The sequence below is a fragment of the Roseovarius sp. 217 genome, assembly GCF_000152845.1.
Taxonomy (GTDB): Bacteria; Pseudomonadota; Alphaproteobacteria; order Rhodobacterales; family Rhodobacteraceae; genus Roseovarius.
In genome coordinates, this window is record NZ_CH902584.1 from 1,615,119 (window position 1) to 1,637,045 (window position 21,927).

The following is a 21,927-nucleotide window of genomic DNA, read 5'->3' on the forward strand; positions in this document are numbered from 1 at the left end:
AAGCAGGAAATGCAAGAGATGTTGCGCGCGCTGATCATGGTTTTGGGGCTGAGTCTGCCGGTTTCGGCGGCACATGCGACCGATGTGCCACGGCTGGCCCCGCGTCCGCTTGCCAATGCACTCGACGCCATGCAGGCAGGGCGATGGGAGGTGGCCGCGCGATTGGCCCGTCGTGACGGGGCCGCCGCTGCCGATCTGATCGAATGGCACCGCCTGCGGGCCGGGTTGGGCGACCCGCGCGCGATCCTCGATTTTCTCGACCGCAACGCCCATTGGCCCGGTCTCGATCATCTGCGTCAGCAGAGCGAAGAACCGATGACCCGTGCCGATTTTGATGACGTTCTGGCCTTCTATGACGGGTATCTGCCCCAGACCGGCACCGGCGCGCTTAACCTCGCGCATGCGCTTCAGGCGCGCGGGCGACAGGGAGAGGCCGAGATCAGCCTTGTGCTGGCCTGGCGCACGCTGGACCTGAGCCGCGCCGAACATGAGGATTTCCTGCGCGAGTTCGGCCCGCTTCTGGCCCCGCATCATGAGGCCAGATTGGAGATGGCGCTCTGGCGCGGCTTGGGCGACGTGACCGATATGCTGCCTCTGGCCTCTGAACAGGCGCGCCATTTGGCCAAACTGCGCGAGACCGTGAAACGCGACGGTGGCAAGGGTTTGACCGAGGCCGAGGCCCGCAATCCCGGCATCGCCTATGAGCTCTTTACCCGTCACCTGAGCAACGCGCCCGAGGATGCCATCGCCGTTCTCTTACGCCAGAGCCGCATCAAGGCCGGGCTGGGCGACCCCGAGCGCTGGGCCAGTTGGCGGCGCGCCTTGGCCCGCCAGAGCATGCGCGCGGGCGATGTCCAACTGGCCTATGACCTCGCGTCTGTGCATCAACTGGTCGAGGGGTCGAATTACGCCGATCTCGAATGGCTGTCGGGCTATCTGGCGCTGACGTATCTCAAGGCACCTGACCTTGCGCTCGACCATTTCCAACGCTTCCGCGCCGCCGTCGCCACGCCGATTTCGCTGGGGCGCGCAGGCTACTGGATTGGCCGCACCCAAGAGGCGCTGGGCGATCCCGAGGCGGCGCAACTGGCCTATGCCGAAGGGGCCGACTATCAGACCAGCTTTTATGGGCTATTGGCCGCTGAGGCGGGCGGATTGCCGTTCGATCTGCGCCTCGCGGGGAAGGAGGCCACGCCCGACTGGCGCAGTGCTCCGTTTGCCCAAACCGACCTGCACGAAATTGGCACACTTGCCCTACGGATGCGTGATCTGGGCCTCGCGCGGCGGTTTTTCCTGCATCTGGCTGAAACCCAGGACCGCACCGGCCTCATGCAGATGGGCCATATGCTCGAAGACCTTGACCAACCGCATCTTCAGGTGATGCTGGGCAAAACAGCGGCAGAGCGTGGGGTGGTCGTGGAACGCCCCTATTACGCCTTGCATCCGATGTCCCAGATGGAGCTGCCAACGCCGATGGAACTGGCCCTCGCCATCGCCCGGCGCGAGAGTGAGTTCAACCATGTTGTTGTCAGCGGCGCGGGCGCGCAGGGGCTGATGCAGCTCATGCCCGGCACAGCGCGGGACATGGCCCGCGATCTGGGCCTGCTTTATGTGCCCTCTGATGTGCTGAATGACTGGGTCTATAACGCGCGGCTCGGCTCGGCCTATCTGGCGGGGCTGGGGGGGCGCTTTGGCGGCAATATCGTGTTGGTGTCGGTTGGCTATAATGCTGGTCCGGGCCGCGCCGCGCAATGGGTCACAGAGTATGGCGATCCGCGTGGACGCGGGACCCACGCCATCGTCGACTGGATCGAGCACATCCCCTTCCGCGAGACGCAGAACTATGTGATGCGCGTGGCCGAGAGCCTGCCCGCCTATCGCGCCCGTCTGGGCAAGGACCCACTGCCGCGCCCCTTTTCCCAAGAGCTGGCAGGCAACAGCGTGGCCCCGGTCGGAGAATAGGCCGCGCGACCAGAGGGGCCGCGCAGTCCGTGTCTTTCAGCCGATGATCGCGTTCAGCGTCGCACTCGGGCGCATCACCGCCGCCAGCTTGGCCGGATCGGCGTGGTAATAGCCGCCGATATCGGCAGGCTTGCCTTGGGCTGCGGCCAGTTCTCCAACGATCTTGGCCTCATTCTCGGCCAGTGCCTCTGCCACCGGGGCAAATTCTGCCGCCAGCGCGGCATCCTCACCCTGCGCCACCAGCGCCTCGGCCCAATAGCGGGCAAACCAGTAGTGGCTGTCGCGGTTGTCCGGCTCTCCGACCTTGCGGCTGGGCGAGCGGTCGTGATCCAGAATGCCTTGGGTCGCGGCCTCGACCGCCTCGCCCAAGACGCGGGCGCGATCATTGCCATTGGTTTCGGCCAGAAACTTGAGGCTCTCCCCAAGCGCGCAGAACTCGCCCAGGCTGTCCCACCGCAGGTGATTTTCCGACTGCAATTGCTGCACATGCTTGGGTGCAGAACCACCGGCCCCGGTTTCGAACATGCCACCGTCCTGCATCAGCTTGACGATCGACAGCATCTTGGCGCTGGTGGCCAGTTCGAGGATCGGAAACAGGTCCGTCAGGTAGTCGCGCAGCACGTTGCCGGTGATGGCGATGCTGTTCTCGCCCTTGGTGATGGTTTCCAAAGAGGCGCGGGTTGCCTCGCGCGGAGCCATGATCTCGAACTTGTCAGAGACACCGCGTGCCTCAAGGATCGGTTTCACCATCGCGATCAACTCCGCATCATGCGCGCGCGCCGCATCCAGCCAGAAAATCGACCGATAACCCGTCGCTTTCTGACGCTCGATGGCCAGATTGACCCAATCCTCGATCGGGGCCTTGCGCGCCGAGGCAGAGCGCCAGATATCGCCCGCTTCAACGCTTTGCTGATGCAGCACGGTGCCATCCTCAAGGATCATCTTGACGGTGCCTGCCTGCGGGATCTCGAATGTGGTCGGGTGGCTGCCGTATTCCTCCGCTTTCTGCGCCATCAGGCCGATGTTCTGCACCGTGCCAGCGGTGGCGGGGTTCAGCTTGCCGTTCTCCTTGAAGAATTTGACCGCCTCGTCATAGACCGGCGCATAGGCATTGTCGGGAATGACGCAAACCGCGTCATGTTCCTGATTGTCCGGGCCCCAGCCCTTGCCACCGGCACGAATGAGCGCAGGCATCGAGGCGTCGATGATCACGTCTGACGGCACATGCAGGTTGGTGATCCCCTTGCCGCTGTCCACCATATAGAGCGGCGGGCGCGCGGCCATGCAGGCGTCAATCGCCGCCATGATCTTGGTGTTGTCCTTGAATCGGGCCAAGAGATCACCCAGCCCGGAATTCGGGTTTACGCCCAATGCGGTCATCTCATCGCCGAACTCTTCGAACACCGGGGCAAGAAAGACCTTGACCGCATGACCAAAGATGATCGGGTCCGAAACCTTCATCATCGTGGCCTTGAGGTGGATCGAAAAGAGCACGCCTTCGGCCTTGGTCCGTTCGATTTCCTCGGCAAGAAAGGCGTCCAATGCGGCAGCGCTCATATAGGTGGCATCCACCACGGTTCCGGCCGGATAGCTCAGCCCATCCTTGAGCACGGTCTCGCCATTGGCGGTTTCCAGAACGATCTTGGCCTTGGCCGCCTGCGGCAGGGTCGCGGATTTCTCGTTCGAGAAGAAATCGCCATCGGCCATCGCGGCCACGCGCGTCTTGCTGTCGGCGGACCAATCGCCCATGCGATGCGGATTGGCTTGGGCGTATTTCTTGACGGCAGTGGCGGCGCGGCGGTCGGAATTGCCCTCGCGCAGCACCGGGTTCACGGCAGAGCCCTTGAGCGCATCATACCGGGCGCGCGCGGATTTTTCGGCATCGGTCTGAGGGTCTTCGACGTAATCGGGGATCGCATAGCCTTGCCCCTGCAATTCGCGGATCGCCGCCAGAAGCTGCGGCACCGAGGCCGAGATATTCGGTAGCTTGATGACATTGGCGGTCGGTGTCTTTACCAACGCGCCCAATTCCGCCAGATCGTCAGCGATACGCTGCTCGTCTGTCAGGTGCTCGGGAAAGGAGGCAAGGATACGACCCGCAAGCGAGATATCCTTGGTGCCCACCGTGACATCGGCAGCCGCCGCAAAGCGCTGGACGATCGGCAAGAGCGAGGCACTGGCAAGCTCGGGGGCCTCATCGACCTTGGTATAGATGATATCGGGTGTATTGGACGTGGCCATTTGGGATCCTTTCCGATCAGGGGATGCGCGCTGTCGCCCTGCGGCGCAGGCGCGCGACTCGTTGGATTGAGGCTGTCTTAGCGGAAAATTCGCGCGCGATAAAGATAGTATGCGACGGTATACAAAATAAAGTGACTCACACCATTTCCGCAGTGCGCATCCGTAGCCGCTGCATCAGGACAAAGCCCATGAGCACCGCGCCCAGCACCCCCAGATGCGCCGGCATCGGGGTGCCTGCGAACTGCTGCCCGATGGGAACAGCGATGGCGACACTGCCCACCGTCGCCACAGCGCCGGTCACGCTCGCGGCCATGCCTGCAATCGCACCCATCGGGGCCATCGCCAAGGCATTGAGATTGCCAAGCGTCAACCCGGCCTGAAAGAAAACGCTGGTTTGCCAGATCAGAAAGGTTGCGAATTGCGCACCGGGCGGCAGGCCGATTTGCCAGAGCGCAATTGCCACGATGGAAAGCGCGATTTGCGAGGCCAACGCCGCGCTCACCATCCGCTCCACCCCAAGGCGCATTACAAGGCGGGAATTCAGAAAGCTGCCACAGCCTGCGATCAGTGCCATCAGGAAAAACCAGTAGGGGAAACTTGCGGCGCGATGGAATGTTTCGTCGAACACCGGCTGCACCATGCTGAGCGAGGTGAAAAGCGTGGTCATGCAGAGCATTTGCACAACAATCGCCATTCGCGTTACCGGATGCGCCAGAACCTCGCGCAGCGCCGCCCAGAGGGGGGCCGCCCGAAACGCCCGGCGCGCATGTGGTGGCAGCGGTTCAGGCAGGCGCAGCGCCATCCAGAGCGACAGAACCAGCGCAAAGACTACAAAGGCCGCAAATACCCCGCGCCACCCAGCCAGCACGATGATGCCTGACCCCATGAGCGGGGCCATCGCAGGCGTCAGCGCAAACACCATCATCACGAATGACATCAGCCGGGCCATTTCGCGCCCGGCATAGAGATCGCGTATAATGGCGATGGACACGATGCGAAACGCCGCCGCTCCTATGCCTTGAATCGCGCGCGCGGCCAGCAAGGTCTCGAGACTCGGCGCGAACATCGCGAGTGCGGCCCCTGTTGCATAGATCGCCGCGCCGATCAGGATCACCCGCTTGCGCCCAAAGGAATCCGACAGCGGACCCGAAACAAATGTTCCCAGTCCTAGACCCAGCAGAAAGGCGGTGATGATCAACTGCGCCCGGTTCGGGGCATCGGGCGTCAACGCCTCGGCGATATGCGGCAGACCCGGCAGCATCGCATCAATGGAGAACGCAACCGCCGCAGCCATCATCGCCATCATCGCGATGAACTCGGTCCGAGAGAGGGGGCTTTGGGCGGGCACAGGGTCAGGCATGCGGCATCCTTCGTCGCGCGGATAATTCGCGCTTAGCACGCCGTCGCGGGGGTGACCAGATCACGGCTCGATAAATAGTTGAGTGTTTAAATAGGAATTGATCGAGGTTTCGGCCGATTCTGTCGCGGACGACCTTGGAGGCTGGCGCTCAGCCCCGCGTCGGATGGTGGTTTCAACGGCTCGACCACGTCGCGACCCAAACCCTGCGCGAACGTACGCTGACGCCGCACATCCGTACGGTCGCCACGCCGCGCCCGCTTGTTCTGGTCGCGATTTCCGGTCAGCGCATAAATCGAAAGCAGACCCTTTTCCCGGCTTGTCGAGGGTTGCGTTTCGACACGCTTGGGCTGGACAAAAGGACGCTACTGGTGTGTTCTCGCAGAACACGACTGGGTTTCCATAGAGGAATGGCGGTTTTTCAACGCAAAGTTGGCCGGTATTTCCTTGGGAACTCCAATCAAACAAGAAAACATTGGGAGGAATATCCATGAAGACATACCTGAGCTACACCGCTGTAGCCGCCCTCAGCCTTGCCTTCGCCGGAGAGGCAATGGCAACCGAATGGAACGTGTCCGTCTGGGGCAAACGCCGCGCCTTCACTGAACATGTGGAAAAGCTGGCAGAACTGGTAAGCGCCAAGACAAACGGCGAATTTACCATGAATATCAGCTATGGAGGTCTGTCGAACGAGAAAGAGAACCTCGATGGAATCTCGATCGGAGCCTTCGAGATGGCGCAGTTCTGCGCAGGATATCACGCCGATAAGAACCCATCCCTGACGGTGTTGGAACTGCCATTCCTGGGCGTCGAGTCGCTCGAACAGGAAACCGCACTGTCGCAGGCTCTCTATGACCATCCCGCGGTCAAGGCCGATCTGGCGCGTTGGAATGCAACGCTTCTGATGCCCACGCCAATGCCGCAATACAACTTTGTGGGATCAGGCGACGTGCCTGCAAGCCCAGAGGATTTCAAGGGCATGAGCGTCCGCGCCCTTGGCGGGATTGGCGAGGCCATGCAGGCTGTCGGCGCGGTTCCAACCTCAATGTCAGCCACCGAAGTGCGTCAAGCCATGGACAGCGGTGTGGTCAAAGCCGTGAGCTTCGCACCGCATGCGCACATGTCCTTTGGCACCATCGAAAGCGCCAAGTGGTGGACGGCCAACCTGAACCCCGGCACGGTGAATTGCCCCGTGGTGGCCAATACCGATGCGCTCGACGCACTGACGGACGCTGAGCGTGAGGCTTTGCTTGGATCTATCGACGAAGCCTTGACCCATTATATTGATTATTATCAAAACGAAACCATGAAAGCCTGGGGTCCGGCTCTGGAAGAGCGCGGCATTACCTCGGTCAGCTTTGATCAGGCTTCGCTCGATGCGTTCAAGGAAACAGCGGCCGGTCCAGCGGCGACAAGCTGGATCGAGGAGAATGCTGCGCGCGACCTTCCCGCACAGGAACTTTACGATTTCGTCACGGCCAAACTGACTGAAATCAAGGGCGGCTCCTGAGCCAATAACGCCGGCTCGCTGCGCTGGATGCGTGGCGGGCCGTTTCCATCCTGAAACAACAGGGAGAAAACCCATGGCGGGTGCGGCATCGGTGCTGTCCGACAACAGCCTTCTTAGCTATCTTGACCGGCGTCTTTACAAGCTAGAGCGCCTGCTCGCATTGCTGAGCGGACTTGCGGTTTTTTCCATCATGGTGCTTGCGGTCATTTCTGTTAGCGGGCGTAATTTCTTTAATCAGCCCGTCCCGGGATATGTGGACTGGATTGAACAGATCATGCCGCTCATCGCCTTCATGGGCGTGGCCTACACGCAACGCGACGGCGGGCACATCCGAATGGACATTGTGGTCAGCCTTCTCAAAGGGCGGGCGTTGTGGCTGGTTGAGTTCGTCACGACGCTGATCGTTTTGATCGTGATGCTTTTGCTGGTTTGGGGCGCCTGGGCGCATTTCCAGCGCAGTTTCGACTGGGGTGCTCCCCTGTGGAGCCGCGACAGTACGATTGATATCGGTCTGCCGATCTGGCCTGCCAAAATCCTTGCGCCGATTGCCTTTGCGGTGCTGTCCATTCGGCTGGGGCTTCAACTCTGGGGTTATGGTCGGGCCTTTGTCTCCGGCACCGAACAGCCTGTGGCGGTGCCATTAATTGAAGATGTGGCCACCCAAGCCGCAAGAGAGGCCGCGCAACTTACCGGCCATGACACATAAGGGACGCATCTGATGGAGCCCATCGAAATTGGAATCGCCGTCACCGGCATCATGCTGGTCGTCGTGGTGCTGGGCATGCGGGTGGCTTTTGCTGCGGCGCTGGCCGGTGTTGTCGGGCTGGTTTGGATCTTTTGGTCCAAAAAAGGCTACGATGGCGATCAATTCCTATGGGCGGTGACCGTCGCGGTCAAAACCGCAGGGCAGGTGCCCCACTCCAAGGTCAGCTCTCAGGCGCTCAGCCTCATTCCAACCTTTATCCTGATTGGCTACCTAGCCTACTACGCTGGCCTGACACAGGCGCTGTTCGAGGCCGCAAAGCGTTGGGTGGCGTGGGTGCCTGGCGGGCTTGCTGTCTCGACCGTCTTCGCGACTGCAGGTTTTGCCGCCGTCTCTGGCGCGAGCGTGGCGACCGCGGCGGTCTTTGCTCGCATCGCGATCCCCGAGATGCTCAAGATCGGGTATGACAAGCGCTTTGCAGCGGGCGTTGTCGCGGCATCTGGCACCTTGGCCAGTCTCATTCCGCCATCTGCTCTGCTTGTGATTTATGCCATCATCGTCGAGCAGGACGTGGGCAAACTCCTTTTGGCCGGGTTTGTGCCCGGCATGTTCTCGGCCATTGTTTATGTGGTTTTGATCATCGGATTGGCGATGACGATCAAAGGATTTGGACCGCCCGTAAGCGGGTTTACGTGGCGCGAACGGTTCGTTTCTCTGCCCCCTGCGCTGCCCATTGTCTTCGTGGTCGTGACCATTGTGTTCTTTGTCTACAATCCCTTCGGAGGTGATGCGTGGGGCACACCCACCGAAGGCGGGGCAATCGGGGCCTTTCTGGTCTTTCTGGTTGCGCTTTACCGCGGTATGCGCTGGCCTGAGTTGAAGGATGCCCTGCTTGAAACGGCCAAGCTGAGCGTGATGATTTTCTCGATCATCTGGGGCGTTCTGATCTATGTGCGGTTTCTGGGTTTTGCCGACCTGCCGAGCGCATTTGCCGATTGGATCACGTCATTGACCATGTCACCGATGTTGATCCTGATTTGCATTCTTTTGGCCTATGCGGTTTTGGGTATGTTCATGGATGCCATCGGCATGCTGCTCTTGACCTTGCCGGTGGTCTATCCCGCAGTCATGGCATTGAATGGCGGGGTCGGGGTGAGTGCTGCCGACAGTGCCTTCGGGATGAACGGACAGATGTGCGCAATCTGGTTTGGCATTCTGGTGGTCAAGATGGCAGAGTTCTGCCTGATCACACCTCCGATCGGTCTCAATTGCTTTGTCGTGGCGGGCGTCCGAGACGATATCAGTGTGCAAGATGTCTTTAAGGGCGTGACGCCATTCTTTGTCGCTGACGCTGTTACAATTGGCCTTTTGGTTGCCTTTCCGGCGATTGTCCTGTGGTTGCCGGGGCAGGTCTGACGCCGGTAAATGCCGACAAGTTGACATGTTAACAGCCTGCTAAGCATCGGTGTGCTAGCCCTTGGGACGGGTGAGTACAAAGGTGGTGAGAATGAGCGCGCATAGCAATGCCGCGCCAGTTATCATCAAACGGAAGAAGATCGTGGGCGGTGGCGGGCATCATGGTGGTGCCTGGAAGGTGGCGTATGCTGACTTCGTCACGGCAATGATGGCTTTTTTCCTGCTGATGTGGCTGTTGAACGCGACAACGGAACAACAACGCAAGGGTATTTCGGACTACTTCAGCCCGAGCGTGCCGATCAACCGAATCTCCGGTGGCGGGGATGGCGCTTTTGGTGGGGACAGCGTGTTCTCCGAAGATACGCTGGTGCAGAATGGCACGGGCGCTTCGCAGCGCTTGGCAACGTCCAACCGCCAGGCCAATGGTGAGAATGTGGCAATTGAGAAAGGCAGTCTTTCTGCCGGGGCACAGGTCGAGGCAGAAGCATTCGCCGCCATTGAGGACATGCTGAGGGGGGGTAGTGGCGAGAGTTTGGTCGCAGACGAAACCCTGCGCCATATCGTGACACGTCTCACGGATGAAGAATTGGTGATTGAAATCTTTGATCTGCCCCAAGCACAGCTTTTCGAAGTGGATGGGGTTGTCGCGACACCCTTGCTAAAGGACCTCACGGCGCTTCTGGCCTCTGCCGCAAATCTGGTGGTGAATGATGTTGCCTTGGCGGGCCATACCCGTGCGCAACCCATTACGCTTGCGAGAAATCCGGTTTGGGATTTGTCCAGTAGCCGTGCCAATCAGTTTCGCCAGATGCTGGAAGCCGAGGGGCTTTCGGCTAAGCGGATGCGTCGTATAACAGGGCATGCAGACCGTACATCCGCTGTCCTTGATCCCATGGATTTGCGAAATAATCGGCTGGAGATGATCTTGCTGCGATCCGATCCAACCCTGAACTAGCGAGAATTTTATCCATTAGCGGACTGTTAAAGTTACGCGCGTATGCCTGTGTCCCAAGGTTGGTTGATGCAGCATAAGGGCGTATCCATGACAATTTCTTCCTCTTTGAATGCCAGTGTCGCCGGCTTGAACGCGAATGCCACGCGGCTCGCCACGATTTCGGACAATATCGCCAACTCATCGACTTTTGGATATCGCCGGGTTGAGGCGGATTTCGAATCCTTGGTCATATCCGGACGCGGCGGGAGCTATTCCGCCGGTGGCGTCCGTGCCAGCACACAGCGCCTGATTGATCAGGGCGGCTCAATTGTCAGCTCGTCGAATCCAACCGATCTCGCAGTGCGCGACCGTGGCTTCCTTCCGGTTGCGCGGGTGACTGATCTCACGGTGTCAAATGGCGATCCTCAGATGCTCTTGACTACGACCGGCTCGTTCAGGACGGACCCACAGGGGCGGCTGGTGACCGAGTCTGGTCTTGTGCTGCTGGGGTGGCCCGCCAATCCGGATGGAACGATCCCAGAGTTCTCGCGCGACACGAGCGGTGGGTTGGAGCCGGTTCAAATCAATGTCAATCAACTGACTGGTGAACCGACCACCTCCATCAAACTTGGCATCAACCTGCCAGCAACCGACACCAGATTTGACAGTATCGGCGATCCGCAGCAGCTTTCGATAGAGTATTTCGACAATCTCGGAACCTCAGAGAATATCTCGCTCCAGTTCGTGCCGACGGTCGCAACCGTCGGTCTGTCGAATGAATGGACCGTAATCTTGACGGACTCGGCTCAGGGCAATGCGCTGATCGGAGAGTATGTTCTGACCTTTGATGATGCACGAGAGACGGGTGGCACCCTGCTCGACGTCCAGACCGTCACAGGGGGTGCATTTGACCCAACGACCGGGACAATCATCGTCGATGTGGCAGGCGGTCCAATCGAAATCAATATCGGGCGTCCCGGCACGTCCGATGGCCTGAGCCAATTGTCCGACAGCTTTGCTCCGCTGTCGATTGCCAAAGACGGCTCCCCCGTGGGTAACATGACCTCGGCAGAAGTGGACGCGAATGGCTTTGTCCGCGCCTCGTTTGATACAGGGGTCAGTCGGATCATCTATCAGGTGCCGCTGGTGGATCTGCCGAACCCCAACGGTATGGTGTCGATGGATCAACAGACCTATCAGCCCTCGCCCGACAGCGGATCGTTCTTTCTTTGGGACGCGGGCGACGGGCCGACTGGTGATATCGTGGCCTTTGCCCGTCAAGAATCCGCCACAGATGTTGCGCGTGAATTGACGGATATGATCCAGACGCAGCGCGCCTATTCATCGAATGCCAAGGTCATTCAGACCGTTGATGAAATGTTGCAAGAAACCACCAACATCATCCGTTGATCACGTCCTTGACCGCCAAGCAAAGGAGGCATCATGTCGCTTAGTTCCGCTCTGTCAAGCGCGCTCAGTGGGCTGGCTGCCAATACGCGCACTCTAGATGTTGTGTCTGGCAATCTCGCCAACGCGCTCACCGAAGGGTTTGCGCCAAGAGAAATAGCACTCACCTCGACCCGCGACAGCCGTGGTGTGCGTGTCGAGGCTGTGTCGCGACAAATCGATCTCGGTCTGCTATCTGATCGGCGTATCGCGGATGCAGCGCAGGCCGCCTCCGAGGTCGGTGTGGCCTTTGCATCAGCTGTGGAGCAGGTCATTGGTACGCCAGAGTCGGCGCAATCCCTAACAGGTCGATTTGCCGCGCTCGAAGCCGCGCTCGTGACGGCCAGCACACGCCCCGAGGATTCGAACCGTTTGCAGGCGGTTCTGCGCGAGGCTCAGGCGCTCGGTGCTCACCTCAATGACGCCGCAACCGAAATTGCGCGCTTGCGCAGTGCCGCGGATCGCGACATCGCTGAAACTGTAGTTGCGTTGAACTCCGGTCTCCAACAGGTGGTTGCACTCAACATTCAAATTGCGACCAACCTGACGCGCGGAACTGACACGGCCACACTCGAGGATCAGCGGCAAAGTGTGATCGATTCCTTGGCTGAGATTCTTCCGCTTCGGCAGGTGCCCCGTGACAATGGGGCTGTGGCGCTGGTAACAACCGCTGGAGGGCTGTTGCTCGACGGGCGGGCGGTAACACTCTCCTTTGATCGCGCGCCCATGGTTGCCGCGCATATGACCCTTGAAAACGGTCTTCTCTCAGGAATCGCAATTGACGGTACGGCGGTTCCCACCGGCAGTGACCGGGGGCCTTTGCAGGGTGGGCGCCTTGGGGCGCTATTCGATATCCGCGATCGGACCTCGGTTGACACGACTGCGGATCTCGATGCCATTGCGCGCGATCTGGTTGAGCGGTTTCAGCAATCCGGCTTGGACCCCACACGCGGGGCTGGGGACGCTGGTCTCTTCACCGATGCGGGCGACCTGTTTGAGGCTCAGAATGAATCAGGCATTGCGAGGCGCATTGGCGTAAATCAGGCAGTTGATCCTCTGCGTGGGGGGGATCTCTTCAGGATCCGCGACGGGGTGGCGGCCCAAAGTGCCGGGCCACCGGGCGACGGAAGTTTGCTTGTCACATTGACCCGTGCGCTGACTGACACAAGCCCCTTGTCTTCGGGCGCATTGGGCAGCGGCGCGCGCTCTGCGGCTGGGCATGCGGCGACATTGATTTCGGGTCTCTCTCAAGCACGGGTGGCGGCGGAGCAGGTCCAGAGCTTTGCCACAGGACAGGCCACCGAGTTTCGGACGTTGGAATTGGCCAATGGTGTCGATAGCGACGCGGAGCTGCAACGCTTGCTCTTGGTGGAACAGGCGTTTGGTGCCAACGCCCGCATGATCCAGACCATTGATGATATGCTCGACACCCTTTTGAGGATCTGACCATGACCTTTCAAACCATCGGTGACCTTGCCCAATCCTTTGCGCTCCGCCGTCAGGGCGTGGACTTGCGGCAACAGGTGGACCGCTTGACACTGGAGCTCAGCAGCGGTCGGGTGGCAGATCTCGGTCACCACCTCGCGGGCAATTTGTTACCCTTGGCCGATATTGAACATGAGTTGGTGCTCTTATCCGCACATCGCACAGCCGCGCGCGAGGCGGCGACAGATACGAGCATCATGCAGAGCGCGCTTGACAGGGTGCAGACCGCAACAACCGATCTGGCCACGCAGGCTATCACGCTCGGCACGGCCGGGACGACGCTCCAATTGTCCAATGTCGTTGTCAGTGCCAATCTGACCCTCGGGTCCGTGATCGGAGCGCTGAACAGCGATGTCTCTGGTCGGGCGCTGTTTGCTGGGGCTCGGACTGAGCGGGCACCCTTGGGCTCTAGCGAAACACTGCTCTCAACTCTGCGCAGCACGCTTATTGGTGCCGCCACCCGATCAGAGGTCCAAGTGCGGCTCGATGCCTTCTTTGACGGAATGTCGGGCGGATTTCAGACCGCGATCTATCAGGGCGGCACGACTGGGATCTCCCCATATCAACTCGGGTCTGGCGAATCCGTCGCTCTGGATATTCGCGCCGATGATCCCGCGTTGCGAGATGCGTTGAAACATCTGGCATTGATAGCTGTCAGCAATGATGCCGGCTTGCCTCTCACGGAGGCAGACCGTCTTGATCTAGCGGCGGGTGCCGGTGTCGCCTTGATCGAGCATCAGGATGCATTGACGACCCTGCGAGCCAATCTTGGTCTGGCGGAGGCTCGGATTGATCAATCCGCCTCGCGCATCTCTGCAGAAATAAGCGGATTCGAGATTGCACGTTCTGGACTGGTCTCTTCTGATCCGTTCGAGGCGGCGGTTGAGCTCGAACAAGTGCAGTTCCAGTTGGAAACGCTCTACACCCTCACGGCGCGAACGGCTCGACTCAACCTTCTGAATTTCCTGTCATGAACGTTCAATCCTTGATCTTGTGTATCGTTCTTGGCGTTGCCGCGTTCGCCGGCTCCGTCGACGCCAGCCCAATCCGGATCAAGGACTTGGTCGAATTCGATGGTGTGCGCGGCAATGACCTTGTGGGCTACGGTTTGGTCGTCGGGCTCAACGGAACAGGGGACGGATTGCGCAACGCCCCCTTCACCGAAGAAATCATGTCCAACATCCTTGAGCGTCTCGGGATCAACGTGTCAGGGGAACAGTTCCGGCCAAAAAATGTCGCAGCGGTATTTGTCACGGCGGAACTGCCCCCGTTTGCGCGTGCAGGAGGCCAAATTGATGTGACAGTTTCGGCAATCGGTGACGCCAAGAGCCTTTTGGGTGGAACCTTGGTGATGACGCCCCTCAATGCGGCCGATGGTCAGATTTATGCGGTAGCCCAAGGCACAATCATTGCTGGCGGTTTCTCTGCCGAAGGAGAGGCCGGGGGGGTCGTACAAGGCGTTCCGACAGCAGGGGTCATCCCGTCCGGCGCGCGGGTCGAGCGTGAGATCGACTTTGACTTTACAACGATTGAAACGATCCGCCTTGCGTTGCGAGAGCCGGACTTCACCACTGCCGCGCGGATTGAGAGCGCGATCAACGGAACGATTGGACGCGATGCAGCCATCATGCTTGACTCTGGAACAGTGCGCCTGACCCTGTCCAGGATGCGCGCGGCGTCGCCTGCTCATGCGCTTGGCCAAATCGAGAATATCTTGGTCGAGCCAGAGCGCAAGGCGCGGGTGGTTGTCGATCAACGCTCCGGCACGATCGTGATGGGGCAGGACGTGCGCATTTCGCGGGTGGCCGTTTCCCAAGGCAACCTGACTTTGCGAGTTCAGGAAACACCCCTGGTGGTGCAGCCCAACCCATTCGCCCAAGGCGAGACTGTTGTGGTCCCGCGCACGCAGGCCGAGTTCGAGAAGGAGCCGGGCATTGGGATGGCCGAATTGGAGCCAGGCACCTCTCTCTCAGACGTGATAGCTGGATTGAACGCGCTCGGAGTGGCCCCCCGGGACATGATTGACATCCTCAAGAGCATCAAGGCCGCGGGTGCCCTGCACGCCGAGTTCGTGGTGCGATGAATGCCGTGCGCGCCACCTTGGCCGCGTCGCTCAGCCTGTTGTCAGAGCCTCAAGCCCAATCCGTACTGCTCGATTGGGATTCTGTTCGAGAATATGGGACGCGAGTGATCTGGCGAGTTTGGTATGCCCCTTCTCGACAGCGCGTTTGAAAAGTTCCCGTTGATACCTTGGCAGATTGCGTCTGGCGCGGAGCAGCCGGTAATACTCTTGCGGCGTCAGAGTGCCATTCAGGGCACCCAGAATGATCGGGCTCAGGATGCCCATCTGATTGAGAGAACTACCCAAGCGGTGCCCCAGCAGGGGCGCGCGCAGATGCGCAACATTCGCGTTGCTGAACCGCGCAGCATGTTGAGCATCCAGTGGTTCATAGGGGTCATATAGGATCGACACACGATGCGCGGCTGCGCTGACCTGGGCCGCATCGCCATACTTGCCGGTAAAATCGCGATCCCAGACCGTTTTGTAACGAGTTTCCCATGGTACGATGGATTTATCCACCGTGCTCTGCGGTGAGATGGCGACCACATCGCAGCCGGGCGCGGCAGGTGCAAAGGCGCAGGCCGCATAGCCTCCCATCGAGGCTCCGTAAAACACCACACGTTTGAATTTTTTGAAGAATCCCTCTTGCTGGAGAGCGTCGAATTGCTCGCAGACCCAAGGCTCCCGATACCAGGTCCAACCACCGGCCAGAACACCCAACATCGACCAACCCTGATCCTTGATGAAATTGTATCCCCATGGACGTCGGTCCTCACGCTTGGTCATGGCGATATCGAGATTGTCAAAAGTCACGACCAGGATGTCAGGATCGCGGGGCATGTAGAGAAAGCTATGCCCGTTGGGTCCGGCCCGATACCAACCTTCCGTCCCTGCGAGTTGGAGAGCGATGTGATCCCATGTATCCCCACCGGAATTGACCTCCGGGGCTTTGGCCTGCACGCGAATGCGGGTGATCTCATGGCCCTCTTCTTCGCGCTTTGAAATCGTGATGTTGGTGCCAAACGCCTTGAGAAAAGGAAAGGCACCTGATCCTTTGCGCACATCCATGAAAACGCGGCTGTCGGAATGCATGCAGCGTTCTAGAAACTTTTGCAGAAAAGGAACGCTTAAGCGATCGCCAAACCCCGAAAGATTACACAGCACATCCACCGGGCGCAGATCTTTGTCATCCCGGATGATCTGAATGCGATCTCGGCTGACATCGTTTTCGACAAGGAACGTGATATACCCCTCAAGCCATCCGTCGTCGTCAGCCTTGAATTTGCCCCGCCGGTTACAATTGATCACCTGTAAGTCGCAATCGAATTTGTGATGCAGCGCCAGCATGAAACTGCGCGCATGTCCCGTCAGATCGGCGGCGCTCGATACCGTTTTCAGATCGAGTTCGTCGATCAACGCTCCGTCAAAGGTAGTGTTGCCACGCCCTTTGATCGGGGCAAGGGCCGGATTGATGCCATGCTCTTGCACCAGCATTTCGAGGTAGGAGCCTTTTGGTGGAAGGCCGTTGTGCAAAGTGCCCAACTGCCGCTTGTTCGAGGCCCAGAGATGGAGAGCGGTGGTCTCCTTTGTGATCAGACCAGCGGCCAGATCGGCGCGCCGCATGAACTTGAACCGTTCAGGAAAGGTGATCGGATAAAATGCGTTGAGTGGCTGCACATGCGCCTCAAGCCCAAGAGCATGAACGTAGTGAGTGACCATCATCGGCCCCCAAACGCCCCACGGCTGTTGTGACACATGCACAGGCTTGCCCTTGTCCGCCTGTTTGCGCATCATCTCTTGCCGCTTGCGGGGCAAAAATGGGGCAATCGCATACCGGTCCGATGTAAATTCCAACATCCGCGCCAGCATCTCGCTGTCGGCGGGCAGACCCAGAACCGCATTGTTGACGCGATGCTCACCGGGCAATTCATAGCCAAAAACATAGTCGCTGTCGTAGGTCATTGGGCCGTGGCAATACACATCAGTATCCACCCAGATCATGCCGGGACATTTGTGGATCATGTGCAGGCGAAACAAGTCGGCAAATAGCGCATAGCTGTTCTTTTGCTCGTACTTGATAAAGTCATCTGTGTCGATGATCTCGCGCCCATCGCGAAAAATCACGCCATCTGGCAGGTTTGGAATACCTTCATATCCGAACAGGGTAATTCTCTGGCCTTTGTCCACAAAGGACTTGAGGCAGAGCTGTTCCATCCAGCTGAGCGGCCCACCGATCCATAGCGTGCCGACCTCACGTTGCCGTGCCACCTATAGCTCTCCTCTCATTATGCGCTGCGGGCCAAATGGCGCGGTTTCGTGGCAGACTAAACACTTGCGCAGCATTTGGGTATCGGCAGATTGTCGGGCCGATACGAAATTGCAGCAATCGTGACGCCGACGCCATGCTGCTTGTCTTGTGCGGTGCGCTGACGCTAAAGTTCAGGGCAAAACAACATGCCGGAACGGCTGATGAGATGAGGCGGATATGAGCGCTGAGACCTATACCGTCGTGTCGACGATGAAGAACGAAGCCCCCTATATTCTGGAATGGGTTGCGCATTACAAAGTTCTTGGCTTCGATCATATTTTGGTCTGCACCAACGACTGCACCGATACCACGGTAGACATCCTGCGCCGCCTTCAGGAAATGGGATTGGTCACACAACATGACACCGTGGTGCGCAAGGCCGGCATCCATCGCAGCGCCTTGCGGCAGGCCAGTCGCCGCTATGAGATTGTGCTAAAGGCAAAATGGATTTTTGTCTGTGATGTGGATGAATTCCTAAATGTCCATCTTGGCGATGGGTCTGTCCGGGCTCTTGTCGAGGGATTAGGCGTGGACACCGACGTGATTTCTGTGCCGTGGCGCGTGTTTGGCCCGGACGGAGTCGAGCGGTTCGAAGACAGGCCCGTAACGGAGCAGTTCACCAAAGGTGAGTATGAGTGGGATGCCGAACAGCGCCCCAGCACCGGCAAATTCGTAAAATCGCTCTACACGAACCAGCACAAATTCCAGCGCATGGGTTTGCATGGGCCCGTGTGCCACGATGAGTATGTCGCCACCACGCGGCGCGTCCTGCCGGGGGGAATTGACTACATTGTGAACGGTGTACGCACGGAAAACCCGCCGCTCTTCACCCATGCGCAGGTCAACCACTACGCTCTGCGTTCGATGGAGAGCTTTTTAATCAAGCGCGCGCGCGGGCGTGCAAACCATTCGCACCATATCTTGGGCCAAGAGTATTGGGACAAGTTCAACTTGAATGACGAAACGGATACGTCAATCTCTCGCTACAGCGCCCGGACTTCGGAGTTGTTGGCTGAACTGAAAAGTGATTCTCAGTTGGCAGACCTGCATCAGCGCGGTGTCGAATGGCACCAACGCAAGGCGGCTTCGATCCGGATGGATCCGGAAATGGACACGCTCGTTACCGCGATCAGGCGGACCTGACACAATATCGGACAGGCTGCGCGCTCTTCGATCAATGCGCCGTGTCGCCCTGCAATTCTACGGTAAAGAACCACTCCGCTTCGGGGTCCTGAGCCACAATTTCGTCGGGTATCACGCCCGGCCCCGACAAAAAGACATTCGACCCAAAGTGACCATGCAACCGCGCGAGCTTTTCCATGCGCGGGCTCGTCAGCTCCGCAAAGAAACTGCTGTAATTCTCGGTGGCACGTAGTTCGTCGATCTTGGCGCGGTGACAGGCGACGGAATGGTGATGGGCCGCCGCAATTTCGGGATCTTGCATCAACCTATTTAGGTCCGCCCGCATCATGGCGAGGCGTGACTGGATCGAGCGCTCTTCTTCAAAATTGTTGTTCATGCGAAACCAATAAGCCAGACCCTGATCTCGATCTACGTGGTTCACCCGGCCTCTGTCACGTTTGACAAGGAAACTCTCGGCAGAGCGCACCGCATAGTGATTGAGCTGCACCAAATCATAGCCATAGGTCTCAATCGTGGAGCGCCAGCCGTTGCGATACATTTCGCGTGGCAACGTTTGTCCAGATCCGTTTACCCAATTGATATCCTCCCAAAGCTGCGGATTAAGTCCCTTGGGCCGATGCACCCCCAACTTCTTGAAAAGGCCGATGTTCTGGAAAAGGGTCTTGAAACCCCATGCCTGATGAGGTTTGCGTGCGAACTCGGGCGCACAACGCAGGAATTGCTCGGTAATGGGGCGATCAGCATAGTCCTTCACGTCACCATTGCCAAAGAGCCGCCAAGTCATCGCGATCATATTGGCGTCGGGGACTGCATCAAACAACGCGGTCAGCGTTCCATCCCCGGTTTTGATGTTGATGTATTCATCCACATCAATACAGGTGATCCATTTGGCGGCTTTGATCACCGGCTCCTGCTCGGCGGATTGCAGGGCAGCGTGCTGAGGGGGCATATCCATTGTGCGAAATGGGTTCTCGCGATGTTGAACATACCCCTTGCGTTCCAGCAACTGCAGCATGCTGTCCGTGCCATCCGTGCAGTCATTTGTATATACCAGAATATCGTCAAATCCGATTGAGCGGTGATAGGCCAGCCATTCGAGGATGAAGGGGCCTTCATTCTTCATCGTGGTGACAATGGCCGCGCGTCCCTGTCCGCCCTGTGTTGCATCCGGAGCAATCTCAGGCATGCGAACGGGCATGTGACCGAAATACGTCTGTGCCTGTTCAAGCAACGGAGGATGTTCGATAAGTGACGATTTTGGCACGATCTTGGAAATCGACTCGGTCGGGTGACGTAGGGCCATATGACGATAGAACCCTTGGGTGCGCGTGGGATCAGGTCGCGCATTTCCGACCCGCAAGAGGCGCCAGACGGCGTCCTGCGGTAATTTTGCTGGGGCCAGGCACCACCTTTGTCGTCCGGTCCCGGAATCAAACTGAACGCAAATATGATCCGCAAAGCCTGTTGGCTGCCCGTTCCGGACCCGCCACGGATAGCAATGCCGCCCGATCAGCGCGATGAGACCATCCTTTGCGGCAACGGCGCTGTTAAACACCGTTTCGCTGCTTGTCACCAGCAGATCATGAACGTCAATGTTTGCCACGGCGCGGGATTGGGCAAGAAAGCGGGCACGCGCAATCTCGTAGAAGCTGAGCGCAGCCAGAGGCGAATTCCAAGGAGAAGGGGGCGGGATCTCCATCCTGTCTTTGCCCGGAGATTCCGGCACACAGTAGGGATGGGCCTCGGCTGGGCTGTCAAGGCGCCCCAAAGGCTGGTCGCTGCTCAGCAATATGACCAGACTTGCGAGCCCTTGCGCGGCGATGCCTTTGCTAAGAGCCCGCGCAAAATCCGGGTCGCTGGTGGGACGAGCACGGTCAAGGATCACTGCGCCGGTCATACCTTGCTGATCGGCATGATAGGCAAGCCATGTCAGCACTGTCGCTGCATCCTCGCCATTACGCACTGCGACGATCACATTTTCGCCTTCCAGAAGCGAGACCTCTGCTTCAGCCGGCGTGACGTCCATCAGGCCCTGCGGCGTGCCGAACTGCAAGCGGCCTTCGGGAACCAAAAACTCCAGAACCGCCGCGCCGCCTACGCTCTTTTGCGAGATCAACTCGCCTCCTTGCGGGGCAATGATCGCACTTGGTTCCACCTCTGGGCTCAAGAAGAGAGTGACCAGCCTTGCGTTATCTATTCGGGTCTCTACCGCATCGAGAAGCACAAGTCCGCTCAGGTCTTGGCTCGCCATGCGGCGTTCGATCACCCGCCCGCTCATGGTCAGGTCTCTGTCCGAGCCAAACGCAACTGCGCGTTGAGAAAATCCCGACCTTCTGCAGCGGAGGGCGGCGTGCTGCCGGTGAGAAAGCTCAGCCGGAATTCCAGTCTCAACGCTTCTATGTCTTGAGTGAGCGTGTGATATCTCGCATCATGTGCGGCCAAACAGGCCTTGTGCGCATGCGCGACACCCGGCAGGGCCATAAGCGTGTCGATTTCCCTGTGAGTAGATGTCAACATAGGCAGGATCTCTGACGCCTCAACAGTGTTCCAGTTGCGTTCTGCCCAATAGGTCACTCCGACGTCGCGGTCCATATGATTGGGCAGACCACGGGCGCGTTTGAGCATGAATTCTTCCACGGAACGCAATGAATAATGGTTCAGCCATATTTTAGGAGTACCGCTTCCTGCTCCATACAGGGTGATCGCCGTGTCATTGCGTGCAAAGCCGTCAGCAAGGCGAGCGCCGTCTGGTCCGATCCAGACGGCGGGATGCCGGGGACGTCCGCGAGGGCGGTGAACGCCAGGCTGGCGAAATGCACCGGGTCTATGAAGGGTTTTGAAGAGATGGGCGAGCGGGAAATGCAAATCCAACGGTGCAGCTCGCATAAAGCGCTCCGGCGTGATGCCTGACAGGCGTCTTCGATGACCGCTTGATCCGTAGAGACGCCATGGCAGCGCCAATGCGTCGAACGATCCCGCGTCTCTGTCGAACGTGTCCAGTATTTTTGGCAGGCTGTCGGCCGGACTACACAAGAACTCGTCGCAATCAAAAAATAGCGCCCAATCCGCCATCTTGTATATGTCGAGGTCGCGCAGATAACGTAGAGCTTGCCATTGTACAGATTTTCCACCTTTTGGTACAAAGCGTACATGCTCAATCCGACGATCTTGTGCCAACGCGGCCAGCAATTCGTCACTTCCATCCGTGCAATCATGGCTTAGGACCATCATACGGTCGAACCCAACTGCCAGATGATGCGCAAGCCATTCCACAATATAGGGACCGTCATCGCGTAGACATGTGATACCCAAGAAACTCAATGGAGCCCTCTACTTTTTGTCTTGCCGTGTTTTATCCTT

The 21,927-nt window shown here is 58.8% G+C and carries 15 protein-coding genes; 10 read left to right on the forward strand and 5 right to left on the reverse strand.

All coding sequences use genetic code 11. The features are described from left to right. Positions 1-9 precede the first annotated feature (9 nt). On the forward strand, positions 10-1,962 hold the full coding sequence (locus ROS217_RS07700; RefSeq protein WP_009817141.1) for a lytic transglycosylase domain-containing protein: 1,953 nt from the start codon (positions 10-12) through the stop codon (positions 1,960-1,962). 36 nt (positions 1,963-1,998) lie between these two features. Here ROS217_RS07700 and ROS217_RS07705 read toward each other — a convergent pair whose 3' ends face one another. Together ROS217_RS07705 and ROS217_RS07710 are read right to left on the reverse strand one after the other, a co-directional pair. Continuing rightward, entirely contained in the window at positions 1,999-4,203 is a 2,205-nt protein-coding gene (locus ROS217_RS07705) for an NADP-dependent isocitrate dehydrogenase (protein ID WP_009817142.1), read from the reverse strand. 136 nt (positions 4,204-4,339) lie between these two features. After that, the gene (locus ROS217_RS07710) at positions 4,340-5,563 is read right to left on the reverse strand and encodes a multidrug effflux MFS transporter (RefSeq protein ID WP_009817143.1); all 1,224 of its coding nucleotides are present in this window, start codon (positions 5,561-5,563) and stop codon (positions 4,340-4,342) included. A 487-nt stretch (positions 5,564-6,050) separates the two neighbouring features. Here ROS217_RS07710 and dctP point away from each other — a divergent pair, with 487 nt between their 5' ends. The 8 genes from dctP (at position 6,051) to ROS217_RS07750 (ending at position 15,137) form a co-directional block, all read left to right on the forward strand. Continuing rightward, entirely contained in the window at positions 6,051-7,070 is a 1,020-nt protein-coding gene (dctP, locus tag ROS217_RS07715; RefSeq protein ID WP_009817144.1) for a TRAP transporter substrate-binding protein DctP, read from the forward strand. 73 nt (positions 7,071-7,143) lie between these two features. Further along, positions 7,144-7,776, forward strand: coding sequence for a TRAP transporter small permease subunit (locus ROS217_RS07720; protein ID WP_009817145.1), 633 nt, complete (start codon positions 7,144-7,146; stop codon positions 7,774-7,776). A 12-nt stretch (positions 7,777-7,788) separates the two neighbouring features. Further along, entirely contained in the window at positions 7,789-9,189 is a 1,401-nt protein-coding gene (locus tag ROS217_RS07725) for a TRAP transporter large permease (RefSeq protein WP_009817146.1), read from the forward strand. Between the two features lie 91 nt (positions 9,190-9,280). Beyond that, positions 9,281-10,144: a flagellar motor protein MotB gene (locus ROS217_RS07730; RefSeq protein ID WP_009817147.1), complete on the forward strand. Its 864-nt coding sequence runs from the start codon at positions 9,281-9,283 to the stop codon at positions 10,142-10,144. 87 nt (positions 10,145-10,231) lie between these two features. Beyond that, entirely contained in the window at positions 10,232-11,533 is a 1,302-nt protein-coding gene (locus ROS217_RS07735) for a flagellar hook protein FlgE (RefSeq protein ID WP_198134874.1), read from the forward strand. A gap of 33 nt (positions 11,534-11,566) precedes the next feature. Continuing rightward, the gene (gene flgK / locus ROS217_RS07740; RefSeq protein ID WP_040650439.1) at positions 11,567-13,015 is read left to right on the forward strand and encodes a flagellar hook-associated protein FlgK; all 1,449 of its coding nucleotides are present in this window, start codon (positions 11,567-11,569) and stop codon (positions 13,013-13,015) included. Between the two features lie 2 nt (positions 13,016-13,017). After that, a complete protein-coding gene (locus ROS217_RS07745) occupies positions 13,018-14,028 on the forward strand; it encodes a flagellin (RefSeq protein ID WP_009817150.1) in 1,011 nt (336 codons plus the stop codon). Continuing rightward, positions 14,025-15,137 carry a flagellar basal body P-ring protein FlgI gene (locus ROS217_RS07750; RefSeq protein ID WP_009817151.1) on the forward strand — a complete coding sequence of 371 codons (1,113 nt, stop codon included), beginning with the start codon at positions 14,025-14,027 and terminating at the stop codon, positions 15,135-15,137. The genes ROS217_RS07745 and ROS217_RS07750 overlap by 4 nt, the downstream gene beginning before the upstream one ends. A gap of 30 nt (positions 15,138-15,167) precedes the next feature. Here the strand turns inward: ROS217_RS07750 and ROS217_RS07755 are convergent, their stop codons facing one another. Next, a complete protein-coding gene (locus ROS217_RS07755; protein ID WP_009817152.1) occupies positions 15,168-17,384 on the reverse strand; it encodes a hypothetical protein in 2,217 nt (738 codons plus the stop codon). 217 nt (positions 17,385-17,601) lie between these two features. On the opposite strand from ROS217_RS07755, the gene ROS217_RS07760 reads away from it, so the two are divergent. Next, entirely contained in the window at positions 17,602-18,567 is a 966-nt protein-coding gene (locus ROS217_RS07760; protein WP_009817153.1) for a glycosyltransferase family 2 protein, read from the forward strand. Positions 18,568-18,598: 31 nt separating this feature from the next. Here the strand turns inward: ROS217_RS07760 and ROS217_RS07765 are convergent, their stop codons facing one another. Beyond that, positions 18,599-20,845, reverse strand: a complete 2,247-nt coding sequence (locus ROS217_RS07765; protein WP_009817154.1) for a glycosyltransferase family 2 protein — start codon at positions 20,843-20,845, stop codon at positions 18,599-18,601. 2 nt (positions 20,846-20,847) lie between these two features. Beyond that, positions 20,848-21,888, reverse strand: coding sequence for a glycosyltransferase family 2 protein (locus tag ROS217_RS23450; RefSeq protein ID WP_040650440.1), 1,041 nt, complete (start codon positions 21,886-21,888; stop codon positions 20,848-20,850). Positions 21,889-21,927: the final 39 nt, after the last annotated feature.

Excerpts from the sequence above, each read along its gene's own strand:
- ROS217_RS07720 (WP_009817145.1), top strand. The coding sequence starts at position 7,144 with ATGGCGGGTGCGGCATCGGTGCTGTCCGACAACAGCCTTCTTAGCTAT.
- ROS217_RS07725 (WP_009817146.1), top strand. The coding sequence starts at position 7,789 with ATGGAGCCCATCGAAATTGGAATCGCCGTCACCGGCATCATGCTGGTC.
- ROS217_RS07735 (WP_198134874.1), top strand. The coding sequence starts at position 10,232 with ATGACAATTTCTTCCTCTTTGAATGCCAGTGTCGCCGGCTTGAACGCG.
- flgK (WP_040650439.1), top strand. The coding sequence starts at position 11,567 with ATGTCGCTTAGTTCCGCTCTGTCAAGCGCGCTCAGTGGGCTGGCTGCC.
- dctP (WP_009817144.1), top strand. The coding sequence starts at position 6,051 with ATGAAGACATACCTGAGCTACACCGCTGTAGCCGCCCTCAGCCTTGCC.
- ROS217_RS07750 (WP_009817151.1), top strand. The coding sequence starts at position 14,025 with ATGAACGTTCAATCCTTGATCTTGTGTATCGTTCTTGGCGTTGCCGCG.
- ROS217_RS07765 (WP_009817154.1), bottom strand. The coding sequence starts at position 20,845 with ATGAGCGGGCGGGTGATCGAACGCCGCATGGCGAGCCAAGACCTGAGC.
- ROS217_RS07730 (WP_009817147.1), top strand. The coding sequence starts at position 9,281 with ATGAGCGCGCATAGCAATGCCGCGCCAGTTATCATCAAACGGAAGAAG.
- ROS217_RS07705 (WP_009817142.1), bottom strand. The coding sequence starts at position 4,203 with ATGGCCACGTCCAATACACCCGATATCATCTATACCAAGGTCGATGAG.
- ROS217_RS07700 (WP_009817141.1), top strand. The coding sequence starts at position 10 with ATGCAAGAGATGTTGCGCGCGCTGATCATGGTTTTGGGGCTGAGTCTG.
- ROS217_RS07745 (WP_009817150.1), top strand. The coding sequence starts at position 13,018 with ATGACCTTTCAAACCATCGGTGACCTTGCCCAATCCTTTGCGCTCCGC.
- ROS217_RS07760 (WP_009817153.1), top strand. The coding sequence starts at position 17,602 with ATGAGCGCTGAGACCTATACCGTCGTGTCGACGATGAAGAACGAAGCC.
- ROS217_RS07710 (WP_009817143.1), bottom strand. The coding sequence starts at position 5,563 with ATGCCTGACCCTGTGCCCGCCCAAAGCCCCCTCTCTCGGACCGAGTTC.